Annotated in this window: 12 protein-coding genes and 2 pseudogenes; 9 read left to right on the top strand and 5 right to left on the bottom strand. The window is 69.7% G+C overall.

Translation table 11 applies throughout. From position 1 onward, the window contains the following. Nucleotides 1-25: 25 nt before the first annotated feature. From ACTWP6_RS07690 to ACTWP6_RS07675, 4 genes are read left to right on the top strand one after another with little or no spacing between them, the layout of a single operon-like run. Nucleotides 26-1,747, top strand: a complete 1,722-nt coding sequence (locus ACTWP6_RS07690; RefSeq protein ID WP_443187283.1) for an urease subunit alpha — start codon at nucleotides 26-28, stop codon at nucleotides 1,745-1,747. 17 nt (nucleotides 1,748-1,764) lie between these two features. Further along, nucleotides 1,765-2,409 (top strand): urease accessory protein UreF, encoded by a 645-nt coding sequence (locus tag ACTWP6_RS07685; protein WP_443187282.1) that lies wholly within the window; start codon nucleotides 1,765-1,767, stop codon nucleotides 2,407-2,409. A 13-nt stretch (nucleotides 2,410-2,422) separates the two neighbouring features. Then, nucleotides 2,423-3,127, top strand: a complete 705-nt coding sequence (ureG, locus tag ACTWP6_RS07680) for an urease accessory protein UreG (RefSeq protein ID WP_443187281.1) — start codon at nucleotides 2,423-2,425, stop codon at nucleotides 3,125-3,127. Then, nucleotides 3,127-3,753, top strand: coding sequence for an urease accessory protein UreD (locus ACTWP6_RS07675; RefSeq protein WP_443187280.1), 627 nt, complete (start codon nucleotides 3,127-3,129; stop codon nucleotides 3,751-3,753). The genes ureG and ACTWP6_RS07675 overlap by 1 nt, the downstream gene beginning before the upstream one ends. Here ACTWP6_RS07675 and ACTWP6_RS07670 read toward each other — a convergent pair. The 3 genes and pseudogenes from ACTWP6_RS07670 to ACTWP6_RS07660 form a co-directional block, all read right to left on the bottom strand. Further along, entirely contained in the window at nucleotides 3,750-5,123 is a 1,374-nt protein-coding gene (locus ACTWP6_RS07670; RefSeq protein WP_443187279.1) for an NAD(P)/FAD-dependent oxidoreductase, read from the bottom strand. The two genes, ACTWP6_RS07675 and ACTWP6_RS07670, sit on opposite strands and share 4 nt — an antisense overlap. A gap of 140 nt (nucleotides 5,124-5,263) precedes the next feature. Then, nucleotides 5,264-6,084, bottom strand: a pseudogene (locus tag ACTWP6_RS07665) (LLM class F420-dependent oxidoreductase); the annotation flags it as partial. Between the two features lie 131 nt (nucleotides 6,085-6,215). Next, nucleotides 6,216-6,887 carry an SDR family oxidoreductase gene (locus tag ACTWP6_RS07660; RefSeq protein ID WP_443187278.1) on the bottom strand — a complete coding sequence of 224 codons (672 nt, stop codon included), beginning with the start codon at nucleotides 6,885-6,887 and terminating at the stop codon, nucleotides 6,216-6,218. A 316-nt stretch (nucleotides 6,888-7,203) separates the two neighbouring features. Here ACTWP6_RS07660 and ACTWP6_RS07655 point away from each other — a divergent pair, with 316 nt between their 5' ends. The 3 genes from ACTWP6_RS07655 (at nucleotide 7,204) to ACTWP6_RS07645 (ending at nucleotide 9,691) form a co-directional block, all read left to right on the top strand. Continuing rightward, the gene (locus tag ACTWP6_RS07655; protein WP_443187277.1) at nucleotides 7,204-8,241 is read left to right on the top strand and encodes an APA family fibronectin-binding glycoprotein; all 1,038 of its coding nucleotides are present in this window, start codon (nucleotides 7,204-7,206) and stop codon (nucleotides 8,239-8,241) included. 116 nt (nucleotides 8,242-8,357) lie between these two features. Next, entirely contained in the window at nucleotides 8,358-8,663 is a 306-nt protein-coding gene (locus ACTWP6_RS07650; protein WP_260752728.1) for a GlsB/YeaQ/YmgE family stress response membrane protein, read from the top strand. A 14-nt stretch (nucleotides 8,664-8,677) separates the two neighbouring features. Beyond that, nucleotides 8,678-9,691 carry a zinc-binding alcohol dehydrogenase family protein gene (locus ACTWP6_RS07645; RefSeq protein WP_443187276.1) on the top strand — a complete coding sequence of 338 codons (1,014 nt, stop codon included), beginning with the start codon at nucleotides 8,678-8,680 and terminating at the stop codon, nucleotides 9,689-9,691. A 22-nt stretch (nucleotides 9,692-9,713) separates the two neighbouring features. Here the strand turns inward: ACTWP6_RS07645 and ACTWP6_RS07640 are convergent, their stop codons facing one another. After that, a complete protein-coding gene (locus ACTWP6_RS07640) occupies nucleotides 9,714-10,475 on the bottom strand; it encodes a lysostaphin resistance A-like protein (protein WP_443187275.1) in 762 nt (253 codons plus the stop codon). Between the two features lie 19 nt (nucleotides 10,476-10,494). After that, the gene (locus tag ACTWP6_RS07635) at nucleotides 10,495-12,999 is read right to left on the bottom strand and encodes a phosphoketolase family protein (protein ID WP_443187274.1); all 2,505 of its coding nucleotides are present in this window, start codon (nucleotides 12,997-12,999) and stop codon (nucleotides 10,495-10,497) included. A gap of 87 nt (nucleotides 13,000-13,086) precedes the next feature. Here ACTWP6_RS07635 and ACTWP6_RS07630 point away from each other — a divergent pair. Together ACTWP6_RS07630 and ACTWP6_RS07625 are read left to right on the top strand one after the other, a co-directional pair. Further along, nucleotides 13,087-15,434, top strand: a pseudogene (locus ACTWP6_RS07630) (CoA transferase). Further along, nucleotides 15,344-16,819 (top strand): acetyl-CoA acetyltransferase, encoded by a 1,476-nt coding sequence (locus tag ACTWP6_RS07625; protein WP_443187273.1) that lies wholly within the window; start codon nucleotides 15,344-15,346, stop codon nucleotides 16,817-16,819. Before ACTWP6_RS07630 ends, ACTWP6_RS07625 begins: the two are co-directional and overlap by 91 nt. Nucleotides 16,820-16,827 lie beyond the last annotated feature (8 nt).

The following is a 16,827-nucleotide window of genomic DNA, read 5'->3' as shown; positions in this document are numbered from 1 at the left end:
GCGCTCGCGCGAAGAGAGAACCGAGATGACCCTGCTGTCCCGCGCGCGGTACGCGGCTTTGTTCGGGCCGACCGCCGGCGACCGCATCCGGCTGGCTGACACCGATTTGTTCATCGAGGTCACCGAGGATCGCAGCGGCGGCCCGGGGCTGGCCGGTGACGAGGCGGTGTTCGGAGGTGGCAAGGTGCTGCGCGAATCGATGGGCCAGTCGCGCGCAACGCGTGCCGACGGCGCCCCCGACACTGTCATCACCGGCGCGGTGATCCTCGACCACTGGGGGATCATCAAGGCCGACATCGGAATTCGCGACGGTCGCATCACCGCGATCGGCAAGGCCGGCAATCCCGACATCATGTCCGGTGTGCACCCGGACCTGGTGGTCGGCCCGTCCACCGAGATCATCGCCGGCAATGGCCGCATCATCACCGCCGGCGCCATCGACTGCCATGTCCACCTGATCTGCCCGCAGATCATGGAGGAGGCGCTGGGCGGCGGGATCACCACGATCGTGGCCGGTGGCACCGGTCCGGCCGAGGGCAGCAAGGCCACCACGGTCACCCCGGGGGCCTGGCACCTGGCGCGCATGTTGGAGGCGCTCGACACCTGGCCGCTGAACGTGGCCCTGCTGGCCAAGGGAAACACGGTCAGCAGCGACGCCCTGTGGGAACAATTGCGCGGCGGCGCAGCCGGTTTCAAGCTGCATGAGGATTGGGGGACGACGCCTGCGGCGATCGACGCGTGCCTGACGGTGTGCGAGGCGGCCGGGGTGCAGGCCAACATCCACACCGACACCCTCAACGAGGCGGGATTCGTCGAGGACACCCTGGCAGCGATCAAAGGCCGCTCGATCCACGCCTACCACACCGAGGGCGCCGGCGGCGGGCACGCGCCCGACATCATCACCGTCGCCGGTCACCCGAACGTGTTGCCGAGTTCCACCAACCCGACCCGGCCGCACACGGTCAACACCCTCGATGAGCACCTCGACATGCTCATGGTGTGCCATCACCTGAACCCGAGTGTGCCCGAGGACCTGGCGTTCGCCGAGAGCCGGATCCGGCCGTCGACCATCGCCGCCGAGGACCTGCTGCACGACATCGGGGCGATCTCGATGATCGGCAGCGACGCGCAGGCAATGGGCCGCATCGGCGAGGTGGTGATGCGCACCTGGCAGACCGCGCATGTCATGAAGCGCCGCAGAGGATTCCTGCCGGGGGACACCGGCGCCGACAACGCCCGCGCGCAGCGATATGTCGCGAAGTACACGATCTGCCCGGCGGTCGCGCACGGGCTCGACCACGAGATCGGCTCGATCGAGGTCGGCAAGCTCGCCGACCTGGTGCTGTGGGAACCGGCGTTCTTCGGCGTGCGCCCGCACGCGGTGGTCAAGGGCGGGATGATCGCGTGGGCCGCGATGGGTGATGCGAACGCGTCGATCCCGACGCCGCAACCGGTGCTGCCGCGGCCGATGTTCGGCGCCGCACCCGCCGCGGCCGCCGCGACGTCACTGCATTTCGTCGCGCCGCAGGCGATCGAGGACGGCCTGGCCGACCGGATCGCAGTGAACCGCAGGCTCGTCGCGGTGGGCAATGTCCGCGGAATCGGCAAGGCACAGATGCCGCTCAACGACGCCACTCCCGACATCGAGGTCGATCCGGACACGTTTACGGTGCGCATCGACGGTGAGGTCTGGCAGGAGCAGCCCGCGGCCGAACTGCCGATGGCTCAGAGATACTTCCTCTTCTAGGCGAAGTCCTGCCCACGATGACCAATCTGGCCACCCTGCTCGCGCTGTCGGACTCACGGCTGCCCACCGGCGGGCACGTGCATTCCGGCGGTGTGGAGGAGGCGGTGACCAGTGGACTGGTCGTCGACCTGGTCACGCTGCAAGCGTTTCTGCGGCGCAGGATCCGGACCAGCGGCCTCGTCACCGCATCGCTGGCTGCGGCCGTGCACCGCGGGTCCCTGGCCCCGGCCGCGGGCCGGGCCGGCGACGTCGAGACAGATGCCCGCACCCCTTCGCCGGCGGCACGCGCGGCTTCGCGCGCGCAGGGCCGCGGCCTGGTCCGGCTGGCCCGGCGGATCTGGCCGGAGGACGACTGGGACGCCCTCGGCCCGACACCGCACCTGGCCGTCGCCGCGGGGGTGGCCGGCCGGGCCGGCGGCCTGGTACCGGCACACACCGCGCTGTCGCTGGTGTACACGACGATGACCGGGTCGGCGACCGCCGCGCAGCGACTGCTCGCGCTCGATCCCGGCGACGTCGCAGCGGTCGCGTTCGCGTTGTCCCCGCTGTGCGAGCAGACCGCGGCCGAGGCTGCCAAGGAGCTCGCCGACCTTTCCGATCCACTGCTCGACGTGCTCGCTCAACGCCACGCCGACCGTGACCGCCCGTTGTTCGCCTCCTAGAGAGAGTCCCGCGATGCCACCGCATTTCCTGTCGGCCGATTCGGCCGGCCAGCCGCACGGCCACACCCACCGTCCCCGCCGGGAGCGCCGGGTGGGGGAGCCGCTGCGCATCGGCGTCGGCGGTCCGGTCGGCTCCGGCAAGACCGCGTTGGTCGCGGCACTGTGCCGCCAGTTGCGTGACGAGTTGTCCCTGGCGGTGCTGACCAACGACATCTACACCACCGAGGACGCAGACTTCCTGCGCCGCAACGCCGTTCTGCCCGACGACCGTATCGCCGCGGTGCAGACCGGGGGCTGCCCGCACACCGCCATCCGGGACGACATCACCGCCAACCTCGACGCGATCGACGACCTCATCGCCGCTCACTCGGGTCCGGGGCAGGACCTGGACCTGATCCTGGTGGAATCGGGCGGGGACAATCTCACCGCGACGTTCTCCTCAGGTCTTGTCGATGTGCAGATCTTCGTCATCGACGTCGCCGGCGGGGACAAGGTGCCGCGCAAGGGCGGGCCCGGTGTCACGTTCTCCGACCTGCTGGTGATCAACAAGACCGATCTCGCACCGCTGGTGGGCGCCGATCTGGACGTCATGCGGCGGGACGCGGCGGCGGTGCGCGGCGTCCGTCCGTTCGAACTGATCTCGCTGACCGCCGACCCGGCGGCCACGCCGGTGCTGGGCTGGGTGCGCGAGCAACTGCGGGTCGCGCAGGCGCTCTAGTGCGTTCGGAAGTCGTGATCGTCGCCCGGCCCGACCGCCTGCCTCACATCGAGTGCAGCGGCGGGATCGCGGCACGCCGCACCGCCAGGGACACCGTGCATCTGGTGTCGTCGGTGGCGACCCCGCTGGGCGGCGACGCGATCGCGATGCGCGTCGTCGTCGAATCGGGGGCCAGACTCGTCATCAGGACGGTGGCTGCCACCATCACGCTGCCGGGACGCATGACCGCCGAATCCCACTCGGCCTGGGAGCTCGAGGTCGCCGGCGAGCTCGACCTCGACCCGGAGCCGACGATCGTCGCAGCCACCTCGCGGCACTTCACGTCGACGCGGCTGGCGCTGGCCGGGACGGGCGCCGTGCGGCTGCGCGAGCGCATCCAGATCGGCAGATCCGGGGAGCGGCAAGGCTTCTGGAGCGGCTCACTGAACGCCGACCTCGACGGCGCCCCGTTGCTGCGACACCGCGTCGAACTCGGCACGGGAGCCTGCACCGACGACGAGATCGCCGGACCTCGCGCCGCGGTCAGCGAACTGCACTACCCCCGAACCGATGCCGAGACCGACGGGGTGACGCTGGCGCTGGCGGCCGGCGGTGCTCTGACCACCTGGCAGGGGGAGCGACTCTAGCTCGCCGCTTTCTCGGTGTCCTGCACCGAAGCCGCGATCTCCTCGAGTTCCTCGATCCGTGTTCGTGCGTAGGCCTGCTGTTCGGTGATGGTCAGCTGGCCGCGCTTGGTCGACAGGAACGTCACCGTCCAGGACAGCAGCGTGACGATCTTGGTCTTGAAGCCGACCAGATACACCAGGTGCAGCACCAGCCAGGCCAGCCAGGCGATGAAGCCCTCGAACTCCAGCGGGCCGATCTTGGCCACCGCGCTGAACCGCGACACCGTGGCCATCGAACCCTTGTCGAAGTAGCTGAACGGCTCCCGTTCGGACGGGTCTGCGCCCTTGATGCCGGCCTCGATCGCCTTGGCGGCGTACTTGCCGCCCTGGATCGCGCCCTGGGCCATGCCCGGCACCCCTTCGACCGCGGCCATGTCACCGACGACGAACACGTTCGGGTGCCCCGGGATCGACAGGTCGGGGAGCACCTTGACCCGGCCGGCCCGGTCGAGCTCGACACCGGACTGCTCGGCGAGGTCACGGCCGAGCGGGCTGGCCGACACACCGGCAGACCACACCTTGCACGCCGCCTCGATCCGGCGGATGGTGCCGTCGGGATCCTTGACGGTGATGCCATTGCGATCGACGTCGGTGACCATCGCGTTGAGCTGGATCTCGACGCCGAGCTTCTCGAGCCTGGCCTGCGCCTTCTTGCCGAGCTTCTCACCCATCGGCGGCAGTACCGCGGGCGCGGCGTCGAGCAGAATCACCCGCGCCTTGGTCGGATCGATGTGCCGGAACGCGCCCTTGAGCGTGTGGTCGGCCAATTCAGCGATCTGACCGGCCATTTCGACGCCGGTCGGGCCGGCGCCGACGACCACGAAGGTGAGGAGTTTCTCGCGGCGGGCCGGATCGCTGGACCGCTCGGCCTGTTCGAACGCGCCGAGGATGCGCCCGCGCAGCTCCAGCGCGTCGTCGATCGTTTTCATGCCGGGCGCCCACTCCGCGAAATGGTCATTGCCGAAGTAGGACTGACCTGCGCCCGCGGCCACGATCAGGCTGTCGAACGGGGTGATGTAGGTGTGGCCGAGGAGCTCGGAGCGCACGGTCTTGGTTTTCAGGTCGATCTTCGTCACGTCGCCGAGCAGCACCTGCGCGTTCTTCTGTTTACGCAGGATCATCCGGGTGGCGGGGGCGATCTCTCCCTCGGAGATGATGCCCGTCGCCACCTGGTAGAGCAGCGGCTGGAACAGGTGGTGGGTGGTGCGGGCGATCATCTTGATGTCGACATCGGCTCGTTTGAGCGTCTTGGCTGCGGTCAACCCGCCGAATCCCGATCCGATGATCACCACCTTGTGGCGATCGGACGGAGTGGCTCCGGGATGGCTCATTGCAACTCCTTGTCGGGTCCTTGTCGGATGCGGTCGTCCCCTGGGCGGTCTGAGACCTTCCTTGCTTTACCCGTTCCGAACAACGAGAACCTTAGTCGCTGCGCTTCCGGGCGGCGCGGTGACATGCCCCACCCCTGGAATCAGGCCGTGACCAGCGGCTTGAGTGCCTCTCCGAGCGCCGAAACCTGTCCCGGCTGGTACCCGACGGTCTGGGTGGGCACGAACAGAATGACACCGTCGATGCCTGCGTCGAGGACTTTCTCCTTGACTGCTCGGCGATCTGCCCGGGTGTTCCGGCCACCATCCGCTGCCGGAAATCTTCGGGGATCAGATCGGGGGAGACCCCCTCGCCGACGACGGCACCGACCAGCATGCTCGTCTCCAACGTGTCGGGGTCGCGGTCGATCTCCTCACACCGCTGCCGGGCCACCGCGACCTTCCTGGCGAGCTCGTCGAAGCCGGCGATCACGTTGAGGTGGTCGAAGTGCCTCGCCGCGAGCGGAATCGTCTTCTTCTCGCCGCTGCCGCCAATCATCAGCGGAATGTGTTCGCGGAAGCGGGGATTGGCCATCGCTTCCTGCACCCGGTAGTACCGGCCGGTGAAGGTGGGTCGCTCACCTCTGAGCATCGGCAGGATGATCTCCAGCGCCTCGTCGAGCTTGTCGAACCGGTCGGTGAACGTGCCGAACTCGTAGCCGAGCTGGTCGTGTTCGAGCTCGAACCACCCGGTCCCGATGCCCAGCACCGCGCGGCCCTGGCTGATCACATCGAGTGTGGTGATGTTCTTGGCCAGCAGCGTGGGATTGCGGTACGTGTTGCCGGTGACGAGCGTGCCCAGTTGCACGTTCTCGGTGACCGTCGCCAGCGCGCCGAGGGCGGTGTAGGCCTCGAGCATCGGCTGATCAGGGGTTCCGATGCCGGGCAGTTGATAGAAGTGGTCCATCACGAACACCGAGTCGAATGGTCACGGGTCGACCCTACGATCCGGCTCCCAGCGGCGACGCCCGTTTTCACGCGCCGCGAACCGCGGAATAAACGATCGCGGAAAAACGCTGCGCGGGCCCGTTCGTCAGCCCGCGCGGGACGCCAGCGTCAGCCGAAGTTGGCGAGCGCGCCGTGGGTGACGTGCAGGGTCTGTCCGGTGATGTGACGCGCGGACGGAGTCGTGAGAAACAGCGAGAGCCGGGAGATCTCGGCCGCGACCGAGGGGGGCGTGGTCCCGAGCCCGTCGTAGCCGGGTTCCACGGCGCGTCCCACAGCCACGGCGTTGACGGTGATGCCGCGGATGCCGAAGTGGGTGGCCTGGCCGGCGGTCCAGTCAGAGACCGCGGCCTTGACCGCAGACGCGGCGCCACCCTCGTGGGTGAAGTCCGGGATCACACTGACGATCGAGCCGCCGGACCGCATGTGATCGCCGAGCACCTGCACGGTCAGCATCGCGGCCACCACGGTGGCGTCGAACAGGCCGCGCCACTCGGCGGCGTGGTCGTTGAGCGTGTAGGTGCGGACGTCGCCGCCCGGCCAGGTCGGCGCGGGAACGTTGATGATGGTGTCCAGGTGCGCGGGGACTTGTCCGTGAAGCTCGGCGACCGAGGCGGGATCGGTGTTGTCGAACACCAACGCGTCGGCGTCGAGTTCCTTGGCGAGAACCTCGACCTCCTCGCGGCGCCGGCCGCCGACCAGCACGGTGTGGCCGGCTTCGGTGAAGCTCTCCGCGATCGTGCGTCCCAGATCCGTGTCGCATCCTGTGATCAGCACATCCATCGGCGAGCCTCCTGTTGTGTTCGACGCTGAACCCCAGCGAGTGGCGCCAATGTTACTGGACAGTAGCTATATCGGAAAATGCGACTTGCCGACCCGGTAACACGCCCGGGGTGGGCGGCGATGGACAGAGCGAGAGAACACCAGACCGCTTCGGCACCGTGACACCACCCGCGCCACGCGCGGGTGGTCTTGCGCGTCAGCTACCTCGCGACGGCGCCTTTAACAGCAGGTATGCGTTGGTCAGCAATGTAACAATTCGGCACATTTTGAGCACCTCACACTTGCGTCACGCCAGCAACACGGTAGTTTCTTCCCCATGGACCAGCCGGACGTGCATTTCCCGCGCCGTAAAGGGCTGCCGACGTCGTTGCGACGCTCGGCGCTGACCGGCGCCACCGCGGCGGCACTGGCCGCGGCCTTGACCGTGCCCGCAGTGGCCTACGCCCAGCCCGCACCGCCGCCCAGCCCCGCGCCGGCCCCCGCCGTCGAGGCGCCTGCGGCGCCCCCGGCGGCACCGCCCCCGGCCGACCCGAACGCCCCCGTGGCGCCGGCTCCTGCGCCTCCGCCGCCGCCGGCGGATCCGAATGCCCCGGTACCGCCACCGGCCGACCCGAACGCCCCCGTGCCGCCGGCCGACCCGAACGCTCCGGCGGCGCCCGCCCCGGAACCGGGCCGCGTTGACAACGCCGCCGGCGGTTTCAGCTACGTGGTGCCCGAAGGCTGGGAGGTCTCCGACTCCACCCAGCTGTCGTACGGGCAGGCGCTGCTGACCAAGCTGCCGCCCGCAGGATCTCCGCCTGACACGCAGCCGCCGAATGACACCAGTGTGCTGCTGGGCCGGCTGGACCTGAAGTTGTTCGCCGGCGCGGAGACCGACAACACCAAGGCGGCCCAGCGGCTCGCCTCGGACATGGGCGAGTTCTTCATGCCGTTCCCGGGCACCCGGATCAATCAGCAGACCGTTCCGCTGGAGAACAACGGTGTCGCGTCGTCCTACGAGGTGAAGTTCACCGACACCAACAAGCCCAACGGCCAGATCTGGGCCGGTGTGGTCGGGACGCCGGTTGCGCCGGGCACCCCGCGCGGACAGCGCACCCCGGAGCGGTGGTTCGTGGTGTGGCTCGGTACGGCGACCAACCCGATTCCGCAGGAGCAGGCCGTCGCGTTGGCGAACTCGATCCGCCCCTGGACGCCTCCGCCGCCTCCGCCGGCCGCGGACCCGAACGCTCCGGTGCCGCCCGCCGATCCGAATGCGCCGCCGCCGGATCCGAACGCGCCCGCCCCGCGGCCCGCGGTCGGTGTGCCGGTCCCGGTCGATCCGAACACCGCCCCCGGGATGCTGCCGCCCGCCTGATCGTGTCCGTTCGCTGCCTGTTTGCACGACCCTTTCGTTACCCGAGGTAGGTATACCTGGGGCATGGCCCGGTCGCGGCCGCACCGGGTCGACGCGGTGACAGACAGGAGTTCGTGATGGACGTCGTGGCAGCTACCGAGATTCTGGCCCGTTCGACAACGCTCACCAGCGTCGGCTGGATCGGCTACATCATCATCGGGGCGATCGCGGGATGGATCGCCGGCAAGATCGTCAAGGGCTCCGGCTCGGGCATTTTGATGAACATCGTGATCGGCATCGTCGGTGCCCTCATCGGCGGTTTCCTGCTGAGTTTCTTCCTCGACACCGCCGGCGGCGGCTGGTGGTTCACCTTGTTCACCGCGATCCTCGGCTCGGTGATCCTGCTGTGGATCGTCGGTAAGTTCACCAAGTCGCGCGTCTGAACCCCGGACCCGTGATGCGCGCATGGCAGGTGCGCACACCCGGTCCGATGTCGACTCGCCCGCTGGTCTCGGTGACCGTGCCGGTGCCGCGGGCCGGACCCGGTGAACTGCTGGTCGCGGTGCGGGCGTGCGGGGTGTGCCGGACGGATCTGCACGTCGCCGAGGGCGACCTGCCGGTGCACCGTCCGTCGGTGGTCCCCGGCCACGAGGTGGTCGGAGAGGTTGTCGAGATCGGTGCGTCGCCGGAGGGGCAGGCGGCACCGCGCTTCGCGGTCGGCGACCGGGTCGGTATCGCCTGGCTGCGCCACACCTGCGGGGCCTGCCGATACTGCGTGAGCGGGCGGGAGAACCTGTGCCCGGAGTCCAGGTACACCGGGTGGGACGCCGACGGCGGTTACGCCGAGTACGCGACGGTTCCGGAGGCGTTCGCGTTGCGCCTGCCCGGCGGCTACGCCGACACCGAGCTGGCTCCGCTGCTGTGCGCGGGAATCATCGGGTATCGGGCATTGCTGCGTGCTGACCTGCCGCCCGGAGGGCGCTTGGGAATCTACGGATTCGGGGGCAGCGCGCACCTGACCGCGCAGGTGGCGCTGGCTGAGGGAGCCGAGGTCCATGTGATGACCCGGGGGCAGCGAGCCCGCGAGCTCGCGCTGGAGCTCGGCGCGGCGTCGGCGCAGGGGCCCGCGGATCCGCCGCCGGTGCCGCTGGATTCGGCGATCCTCTTCGCCCCGGTCGGCGATCTGGTGCTGCCCGCGTTGGCGGCCCTGGACCGGGGCGGCACGCTGTCCATCGCCGGCATCCACCTCAGCGACATCCCGGTGCTCAACTATCAGCGACACCTGTTCCAGGAGCGGCAGATGCGGTCGGTGACGTCGAACACCCGCGCCGACGCGCAGGCGTTTCTCGATTTCGCCGCCGGGCACCGGCTCGAGGTCACCCATCCGCGGTATCCGCTCGACCGCGCCGACGAGGCGCTCGGCGACCTGGCCGCCGGGCGGGTCGCCGGTGCGGCCGTGCTGGTCGTCTAGCCCGCCCCGGCCACCCGGCAGGTCATGACAGGTGCCACACCAGTGCGGCGGCCAGCGCCCCCAGTCCGTTGAGTGACCAGTGCAGCGCGATCGGCGCGATCAGGCTGCCGCTGCGGCGCCGCAGCCAGGAGAACACGAAACCGGCGGCCGCGGTCGCCAGCACCGCGCCGACGACCCCGGCGACCATCCCGAACACCCCGCCGCCGAGGATCTTGGTGAACCCGACGTTGCTGGCCGTCAAGCCCAGCGAGGTGGCGACGTGCCACAGCCCGAACAGCACAGAGCCGGCCGCGGCGACGCCGCGCCAGCCCCAGGCCCGGTCCAGCGCGCCGTGCAGCACGCCCCGGAACGCGAGCTCCTCGGGGATCACGGTCTGTAGCGGGATGATGATCATCGACGCGATCAGCGCACCGGACAGCGTCGCGTAATTGTTGTTCAGAAACATCGGCCGCGTCCACGGCAGCAGCGCCCCGATCGCGATCACGGTCCCGACCAGACCGACCGCGCCCAGGGCGTACCCGGCGCCGGACTTCCAGTGCTCCCGGCCCAGCCCCAGTTCCGACCAGCCGAGCCCTCGCGAGCGGATCAACACCAGCAGTCCCAGCGCGGCGGCGGGCACCACGGCGACGCTGGCCCACGGAGTGGTGAAGTGAGCCAGCAGGTTGGTCAGCGCCAAAACGACGACGACGACCGCGATGTCGACATAGATCCGGAAGTGATGCAGCGCGGCGAGCTGGGCCACCACGGGGTGCGGCTCGGCGGCGGCTGCGACGGCATCTGACATAACCGCACCAGCTTACCGGCTATTCGTTGTCCCCCCCGGTGGACGCGGTGGCGTCACTGCCGGCTGTGCCGAAGCCCGATTCGCGCGCGGCGGGCCACACCCAGTCCTTCACCTCCGGGATGTCGTCGCCGTACGCGCGGGTGTATTCACGCGCGGCGATCCGCTTGTCGGCCATCTGCTGCCGCAGCGTCGCGCACCGCGAACCCAGGGACGGAACCCGGTCGATCACGTCCATCACCAGGTGATACCGGTCCAGATCGTTGAGCATGACCATGTCGAACGGGGTGGTCGTGGTGCCCTCCTCCTTGTATCCGCGGACATGGAGGTTGTCGTGCCCGGCCCGGCGGTAGGTCAGCCGGTGGATCAGCCACGGATAGCCGTGATAGGCGAAGATGATGGGGCGGTCGGTGGTGAAGATGACGTCGAAATCGCGATCGGACAGCCCATGCGGATGCTCGGTCGGGTCCTGCAGCCGCATCAGATCGACGACGTTGACGAACCGCACCAACAGATCCGGCAGGTGCCGACGCAGGATGTCGGCGGCGGCCAGCGCCTCCAGCGTGGGGATGTCCCCGGCGGCGGCCAGCACCACGTCGGGATCGGTCCCCAGTTGTTCCGAACCGGCCCACTCCCAGATGCCCACGCCGCGGATGCAGTGCGCGACCGCCTGCTCCATGGTCAGGAAGTTGGGCGAGGGCTGCTTGCCCGACACCACGACGTTGACGTACTGCCGGGACCGCAGGCAGTGGTCGTAGGTGGACAGCAGCGTGTTGGCGTCCGGCGGCAGATAGACCCGTACCACCTTGGCGCTCTTGTTGACCACGTGGTCGATGAAGCCGGGGTCCTGGTGGGAGAACCCGTTGTGGTCCTGCCGCCAGACGTGGCTGGACAGCAGATAGTTCAGGCTGGCGATGGGCCGCCGCCACGGGATGCCGTTGGTGACCTTGAGCCACTTGGCGTGCTGGTTGAGCATCGAGTCGACGATGTGGATGAACGCCTCGTAGCAGTTGAACAGCCCGTGTCTGCCGGTGAGCAGATAGCCCTCCAGCCAGCCCTGGCACTGATGCTCGGACAGCACCTCCACCACCCGGCCCACCCGGGCGAGGTGCTCGTCGACCTCCGGGCCGAAGAACTCGGCGTTCCACTGCTTGTCGGTGACGTCGTAGACGGCCTGCAGGCGGTTGGACGCCGTCTCGTCCGGGCCGAAGATGCGGAAGTTGTCGGGGTTGAGCCGGATCACCCCGGTGAGCCACTGGCCGAGCACCCGGGTCGCCTCGGCCACCGTCGCTCCCGGTGCGGGGACGTCGACGGCGCACTCACGGAAATCGGGCAGCCGGAGGTCCTTGAGCAGCAGCCCGCCGTTGGCGTGCGGGTTGTCGCTCATCCGCAGCTGCCCTCGCGGCGCGAGCTCGGCGATGTCGGGCATCAGTTTCCCGTCGTCGTCGAAGAGTTCGTGGGCGCGGTAGGAGGCGAGCCAGTCGGCGAGCACCGCGAGGTGTTCCGGGGTGTCGCGGGCGCTGGCCAGCGGTACCTGGTGGGCCCGCCACGAACCCGTGGTCTTCTTGCCGTCGATGGTGGCCGGACCGGTCCAGCCCTTGGGTGTGCGGAACACGATCATCGGCCACATCGGGCGGGACTCGTCACCGGCGCGGGCCCTCGCCTTGATGGCGGCGATCTCGTTGAGGACGTCGTCGAGCAGGGTGGCGAAGCGCCGGTGGGCATCGGCATGATCCACGCCCGGCCCGCCCTCGTCGTCGGGGACTTCGAAGAAGTACGGGCGGTGACCGTATCCGACCATGAGCGCGCGCAGCTCGTCTTCGGGGATGCGGGCCAGCACCGTGGGGTTGGCGATCTTGTAGCCGTTGAGGTGCAGGATCGGCAGCACCACGCCGTCGTGCGCGCAGTTGGAGATCTTATTGGAATGCCAGCTGGTCGCCAGCGGCCCGGTCTCGGCCTCGCCGTCGCCGACCACCGCGGCCACCAGCAGGTCCGGGTTGTCGAATGCCGCACCGTAAGCGTGCGACAGCGCGTAACCCAGTTCGCCGCCCTCATGGATCGACCCGGGGGTCTCCGGCGCCACATGCGAGGGGATGCCGCCGGGGAAGGAGAATTGGCGGAACAGCCGGCGCAGTCCCTCGTCGTCCTGGGTGACGTCGGAGTAGATCTCGCTGTAGGTGCCGTCGAGGTAGGTGTTGGCCACCAGGCCGGGGCCGCCGTGTCCCGGGCCCGTCACGTAGATCGTCGACTGGCTCCGTTCCTTGATCACCCGGTTGAGGTGGGCGTAGAGGAAGTTCAGCCCCGGCGTGGTGCCCCAGTGCCCGAGCAATCGGGGCTTCACGTCGTCGCGGCTCAGCGGCGTGCGCAGCAGCGGATTGTCGAGCAGGTAGATCTGACCGACCGACAGATAGTTGGCGGCGCGCCACCACCGGTCCACCTGATCGATCTCCGCGTCGCTGAGCGGACGGCGTTCCACGGTCTTCCACGCGGCGATCGAGGAGGTATCGGCTGTGGTCGTGGTAGTCATCTCTTCATCCAACTCGGCATCGAGGTCCAGTCAACCCGTACCCGATGGCGTGCGCGTTAATCTTTTGCGCACCGTTATCGTGTTCGGATGTCCGAGGGTGCGTTGCTGCCGTCGCTGCGCGTGCTCGACCTGGCGTCCGGGGACGCCGACGCCGTGAGCCGCATCCTGGCCGACCTCGGCGCCGACGTGCTGAAGATCGAACCCCCGGGTGGGTCCAGGACCCGGACCGCCGCGCCGGCGGTCGACGGCGTCGGGGTCGGGTTCACCGTGAACAACGCGAACAAGCGATGCGTCCGGCTGGATCCGGGCAGCGGCGCGGACCGCCGACGGCTGACGGACCTCGCTGCCGCGGCCGACATCGTCGTGGAGTCGGGACATGCCGAATCCGGAAGTGACGGCATCGCAGCGGCTTTCGGACTGTCGGGGCAGGAACTGGCGGCACGGTTCGGGCACCTGGTCGTCGTGTCGGTCACCGACTTCGGCACCACCGGTCCGTACGCACGGTGGCGCGCCACCGACGCGGTGCTCTACGCGATGTCCTCGGCGCTCTCGCGGACCGGACCGACAACGGGAACGCCGGTGCTGCCCCCTCGCGGTGTCGCGTCGGGCACCGCGGCGGCGCAGGCGGCCTGGGCCGCACTGGTCGCGTACTTCGACAGATTGCGTTGCGGCAGGGGAGAATTCATCGACGCCTCGCGCTTCGAGGCCGTCGTGCAGGCGCTGGATCCGCCGTTCGGCACCGAGGGCCAGGCCGTGGTCGGCGTGAAGTCGCCCGACCGGTTGTGGCGTGGACGGCCACGTAACCAGCAGATCTACCCGATCGTCGAATGCCGTGACGGGCAGGTGCGGCTGTGCCTGCTGTCGCCGCGGCAGTGGCGGAGTATGTGGGACTGGCTGGGGCGGCCCGAGGAGTTCGCCGGACCGCAGTTCGAGACGATCGCCGCCAGGTATGCCGCGTCGCGCACGCTGAACGCCGCCATCGGCGCCCTGTTCGCCACCCAGACCAGGGCCGAGCTCGTCGCGCAGGGCCAGGCCGGGGGGCGCGCTGGTGGTGGACGGCATGCACCACGGGTACCGGCACGGGCCGGAGTCCGTCGAGATCGCCGAGTGGCGGCACCGGGTCGAGCCTGCGCCGGCGTCCGGAGCCGCCGGCGCCCGTCCGTTCGAGGGACTGCGCATCCTCGATCTCGGGGTGATCGTGGCCGGCGGTGAGCTGGGCCGGCTGTTCGCGGATTTCGGCGCCGACGTGATCAAGATCGAGAGCGCGGCTTATCCGGACGGGTTACGCCAGACCACGCCGGGGACGCTGATGAGCCGGTCGTGGGCGCTCGCGCACCGCAACCAGCGCGGCCTCGGGCTCGATTTGCGCCACCCGGCCGGCGCGGCGGTGTTCCGCCGCCTCGTCGGAGGCGCCGACGCGGTGTTCGCGAACTTCCGGCCCGGCACCCTTGCCTCCCTGGGCTTCGGCTACGAGCGGCTGCGGGCGCTCAATCCGGGCATCGTGCTGGCCGAGAGCAGCGCGTTCGGCGATCGCGGTCCGTGGAGCGCGCGGATGGGTTACGGGCCGTTGGTCCGGGCGTCCTCGGGCGTCACGCGGCTGTGGACGTCCCCGGATGCGGCGCCCGGCGCGACCTACGATGCGACCACGGTCTTTCCCGACCACCTCGTCGGCAGGCTCACCGCGATCGCCGCGCTGGCCACCCTGATCCGGCGCGCGTTGACCGGCGGGACCGGCGGTCATGTCCACATCTCCCAGGCCGAGGCCGCGATGAGTCAGCTGGCCGAACACTTCGCTGTCGAAACGGCTACCGGTGCAGGCCTTCCCGTCCGTCTCGGCGAGGACATGGACGCGGTGTTCCCGTGCGCCGGGGACGACGAGTGGTGTGTGATCTCGCTGCGCACCGCGGCACACCGTGCGACGCTGGCGGACCTGCTCGGGATCCCGCGATTGCCCGACGACCGAGCCGCACTCATCGACGCGGTGTCGCGGTGGACCCGCAGCCGCACCAACATCGGCGTCGCCCGGCGCCTGCAGGAGGCGGGAATCCCCGCCGCGCCCATGTACCGCGCGGCCGATGTTCTCGCCGACCCGCAGATCCGGGCCCGGAAGCTGTTGCGCCCGATGACCCATCCGCTGGTCGAGCCGGTGATGCCGGCCGAGACCGCGCCGGCGCCTTTGGCCCGGATCCCACGCGCCGGTTCGGGCCCGGCTCCCATGCCGGGCGAGCACACCGCCGAGATCTGCCGGGACGTGCTCGGCATGACCCCCGCGCACGTCGACGACCTGGTCGCCGCCGGCGCGTTGTTCACCCATCAGCCCATTGAGCGAAAGGCCCCCGCCTAGATGCCCATCGATCCCAGGACGCCCGTCCTCGTCGGCTACGGCCAGGTCAACCAGCGCGAGGAGGATCCCGGCGTCGAGCCCATCGACCTGATGGCCGCGGCGGCCCGCGAGGCGGCCGACCCCCGGGTCCTGGAGGCCGTCGACGCGGTCCGCGTCGTCAACCTGCTGTCCTGGCGCTACCGCGACCCCGGACTGCTGCTGGCGCAACGCATCGGGGCCGACAAGGCGACGACGCGCTATACCGGCATCGGGGGCAACGTGCCGCAGACCCTGGTGAACCTGGCGTGCCGGGACATTCAGCAGGGCCGGGCCGACGTGGTGCTGATCGCCGGCGCCGAGACGTGGCGCACCCGGACCCGGCTGCGCGCCGCGGGCCGCAAACCGGCGTGGACCAAGCAGGACGAATCGGTGCCGGTGCCGCCAGGGGCCGACGAGGGCGTGCCGATGGCGGGCCCGTCCGACATGCGGATCAACCTGGACCGACCGGCCTACGTCTACCCGATGTTCGAGCAGGCGGTGCGCATCGCCGCCGGGGAATCACCCGACGAGCATCGCAGGCGCATCGGAGGGTTGTGGTCGCAGTTCTCGGCGGTGGCCGCGGACAATCCGCATGCGTGGAGCCGCGACGCGTTGACCGCCGAGGAGATCTGGCAGCCGTCGCCGAAGAACCGGATGATCAGCTGGCCGTACACCAAGCTGATGAACTCCAACAACATGGTCGATCAGGGGGCGGTGCTGATGCTGGCCTCGGCCGAGAAGGCCCGGTATCTCCAGATCCCTACCGAGCGTTGGGTTTTCCCCTACGCCGGAGCGGACTCCCACGACACCTACGCCATCGCCGAGCGGGCCGAGTTCCACACCTCGCCGGCCATCCGCATCGCGGGCCGGCGGGCGCTGGAACTGGCCGGCACCACCGTCGACGACATCGACCTGATCGACGTGTACTCGTGCTTCCCGTCAGCTGTCCAGGTGGCCGCCGCCGAGCTGGGCCTGCCGGTCGGGGATCCGGCGCGGCCGCTGACGGTCACCGGCGGCCTGACGTTCGCGGGCGGGCCGTGGAACAACTACGTCACCCACTCGATCGCGACGATGGCCGAGCGGCTCGCCGCCGAACCCGGACTCCGCGGCCTGATCACCGCCAACGGCGGCTACCTGACCAAGCACAGCTTCGGCGTGTACGGCACCGAGCCGCCGTCACATGAATTTCGTTGGCAGGACGTGCAATCCGAGGTCGACCGGGAGCCGACCCGCCGCGCCGCGGTGGAGTGGACCGGGGTCGGCACCGTCGAGTCCTGGACCACACCGGTCGACCGCGACGGCGCACCGGAGAAAGCGTTCCTGGCGGTGCGCACGCCCGACGACGCCCGGGCGCTGGCGGTGATCACCGACCCTGCAGGCGCCGAGGTCACGGTGCGTGAGGACATCGCCGGCGTCGCGGTGCGGGTGCACCCGGACGGTACTGCGTCGCTGGAATAGGCATGGGG

The sequence above is a fragment of the Mycobacterium sp. 4D054 genome, from assembly GCF_052245755.1.
Taxonomy (GTDB): domain Bacteria; phylum Actinomycetota; class Actinomycetes; order Mycobacteriales; family Mycobacteriaceae; genus Mycobacterium.
The sequence above is the reverse complement of the archived record's forward strand: the minus strand, read 5'-3'. Positions and strand labels throughout refer to the sequence as shown.